General features: G+C 60.2%; 3 protein-coding genes. All 3 read right to left on the bottom strand.

All coding sequences use genetic code 11. The features are described from left to right. A partial coding sequence (locus AC0L2R_RS33595) for an extracellular solute-binding protein (RefSeq protein ID WP_473514073.1) occupies positions 1 to 1,118 on the bottom strand: 1,118 nt, incomplete at its 3' end. Positions 1,119 to 1,132: 14 nt separating this feature from the next. Continuing rightward, complete coding sequence (locus tag AC0L2R_RS33600; RefSeq protein ID WP_473514074.1) at positions 1,133 to 1,957, bottom strand: ABC transporter permease; 825 nt, start codon at positions 1,955 to 1,957, stop codon at positions 1,133 to 1,135. Positions 1,958 to 1,971: 14 nt separating this feature from the next. Beyond that, positions 1,972 to 2,808 (bottom strand): ABC transporter permease, encoded by an 837-nt coding sequence (locus AC0L2R_RS33605; RefSeq protein WP_473514075.1) that lies wholly within the window; start codon positions 2,806 to 2,808, stop codon positions 1,972 to 1,974. Positions 2,809 to 3,087 lie beyond the last annotated feature (279 nt).

Consider the following 3,087-nt stretch of genomic DNA (forward strand, 5'->3'; position numbering starts at 1 on the left):
CACTGCGTGGTCCATGCATCCGCGTTGGTTGTCCAATAGACCGGATCGGCAAAGGTCAGCGACTTCATCGTGCCCGTAGGGTCGAAGGCCGGCAGCTTCTCGATCTTCTCGGTGAGCTTGACCTTCGTCGGATCCAGCGATGGCGGATAGCCCTGGGCCTCGGCCACCGCGATGGCAGTTACCGGGTCGAGCATGAAGTTGATCAGTTCCTCGCACTCGGCCATCGGTGAACCCTTGAGGACGAGCATGTCATCCATGTAGGCCTCGCAGCCGGGCGGATCGAAATAGCCGATCGGATGGCCCTGGTCCTGCAGTGCGGCGACGCGGCCCGACCAGGCATCGGTTACCACGATCTCTTCCTTCGAAAGCAGATCCATCAGTTCCGCGCCGGAGCTCCAGAACTTTTTGGAGAGGTCGCGCATCTCGCGCACCTTGGCCCAGATCGTGTCCATGTCCTTGATGTTGTTGGGGTCCTGCCCGGTGGCCAGAGCCGCGTACCAGACGCGCGTGCCCATGCTGTCATGGCCGCCGATCTTGCCAGCGTATTTCTTGTCGAGCAGCAGGCCAGCACCTTTCTCCTTCGCTTCCTCCGGCGAGATCACCTTGGTGTTGTAGGCGATGCCCTCCGTGCCGTAGTCGTAAGGCACGCAGGAAAGCTTCGGCGTCAGCTTGCGGAAGGGCGCGATCATCGGCTGCAGCACATTCGCCATATTGGGAATGTTGGCCTCGTTGATCTCCGAGTTGTAGCCACCATTCACATATTTGATGTAGTTTGCAAGGCCGGAGGAATGCACGACCTGAAAGTCCCCCGGGCTCGAGGTCTTGAGCTTGCTGATAATCTCATTCTCGCCGCCGAACGTACCCTGGACCACCTTGATACCGGTCTTCTTCGAGTAGGGCTGGAAGGCAAATTTATCGATGGCTTCCTGCACCACGCCGCCCCAGCCGTCGAAGCGCACTTCCGAGACAGCGGCCAGCGCGCGTCCGATCCAGGGCATGGACAATCCGGTGGCGGCGGCCGCCGCCGCCGTCAGCGTCAGGAACGAGCGCCGGCTGATATCGCCGTTCGCATAGCGGTCATTGAGCCGCTCCAGTCGTTTGGTGTTGGTCAGTTTCATTGCAGTTCTCCCATTTATGTTGCTTTTATTCTGAATCGGGTGAGGCTTCGAAGGATCAGTCCACCGAGCAGCGGGACGCCGACGGTCACCAGGATCATTACGGTGCCGAGCGCGTTGATCTCCGGACTGATCGAGATCTTGAGCATCGAAAGGATTTGCGTCGGCATCGTCTCAACCCCTGCGGGCCGCCAGAACAGGCTGGCCGAGGTGTTGTCGAATGAGATGGTGAAGGAGAGCAGCGCGCCCGCGACGATGGCGGGGACGAGCAGCGGCAGCGTGATCTCGCGGACAGACGAGAAGCGCGAGGCGCCCAGCGAAAGTGCCGCCTCCTCATAGACGCGCCGGATGCCGACCATGCGCGCCTGAGCGATGATAACCACATAGGGCACGGCGAGCAGGATGTGGCCGAGCACCAGGAGAAGCAGTGTCCTCGGCTGGTCGACCGCCTTGATCAGCACCAGCAGGCCGACGCCGAGGATGGTTTCCGGCACCAGCGCCGGCAGGATCACCAGCGTGCTCAGCGCCTGCTTGCCGGGGAATTCGAAGCGCACTAGCGCAAAGGCCGTGACGACGCCGATGGCGGTAGTGCCGGCGGCAGTGACCAGCGCGATCCACAGCGACGTGCGGAAGGCGGCCAGCACCTGCTCATTGGCCATCAACTTCCCGTACCATTGCAGGGAGAAGCCCGTCATCGGGAAGCCGCCGAACATCGAGGCGTTGAACGACAAGATGACGGTAGCCACGATCGGTGCGAACATGAAGATATAAACGCAGAGCGTGACGAAGCCGGTCAGCCGCCATGCCCATCTGCCTTCGTTGTTCCGCCATCTCGCGTTCATTTGCCCAACCTTCATCATCCAGTCAGTCCTTTGACGATCTGCGACATGCCCATGTAGCGGGTGTAGATGGCGGCGAAGAAGCCGAGCACCATGAAAAGCACGATCGAAAGCGTGGCGCCCATCGGCCAGTTCAGCTCACCCATGATGGTATCGGAGATGAGGTTGCCGAACAGTGCGTCGCGACCCGAGCCGAGTAGTAGCGGCGTCACATAGCTGCCGGCGGCCAGCACGAAACAGAGCATCAGGCCTGCAGCCAGCCCCGGCAGCGAGAGCGGCAATGTCACCTCGCGGAACGCCTGCGCGCTGGTGCAGCCCATCGAGCGGGCCGCCGAGATCAGCGTACGGTCGATGCCCTCCAAGCTGACATAAACGTTGAGGATCATATACGGAAGCAGGAAATGCAGCAGCCCAACGATGACCGCGCCCTCGTTGTAGAGCATCGGCAACGGCTCGCCGATGATGCCCAGTTTCAGCAGCGCGACGTTGATGACGCCTTGTTCTCCTAGGATGTGGATCCAGGAAAAGGTGCGGATGGTGAAGCTGATCCAGAACGGCGCGATGAGAAGCAGCAACAAAAGCCACTTGTGCTTGAAGGTTGTGGCCCAGATGAAATAGGCCGGGAAATAGCCCAACACCCCGCAGAGCAGCGCCGTCATCGCGCCGACCCTCAGCGTCTTCAACAGAAAGCCGTGATAGTAGCTGTCGGTGAAAAATTTGTGCCAGTTTGCGGTGGTCAGCGCGCTGGTTTCGACACCTGCCGTGACAAAGGTAAAGAGGGTGTAGACCGCCATCACGGCGATCGGCAGCACCAAGAAAATGATCAGCAGAAACGTCACCGGCGCGACCAGCATCCACGCCAGACGCGGATCGTACAATGTCCACCCCTTGGTCGTGCGCACCCGGAGGGTTTCGCCGTCGCGACGCTTGTCCGCGCCAGCGGAAAGCCCTGCGGCAACGGTAATGGTATGGGAGGTTTTCGAGATTTTCACCAGATTTTCCTGCTCCCCGACGCGCTGCTTGTTGAGATCATTCGAATGGAACGCAGCTAGCGAGATCGATGCGCCGACTAACGAGGCAGATCAAATAGACTGTTTCAATGACGGCTATAGGTCTACTGAATGCGGACAGCA

The organism is Mesorhizobium sp. WSM4820, assembly GCF_055811075.1.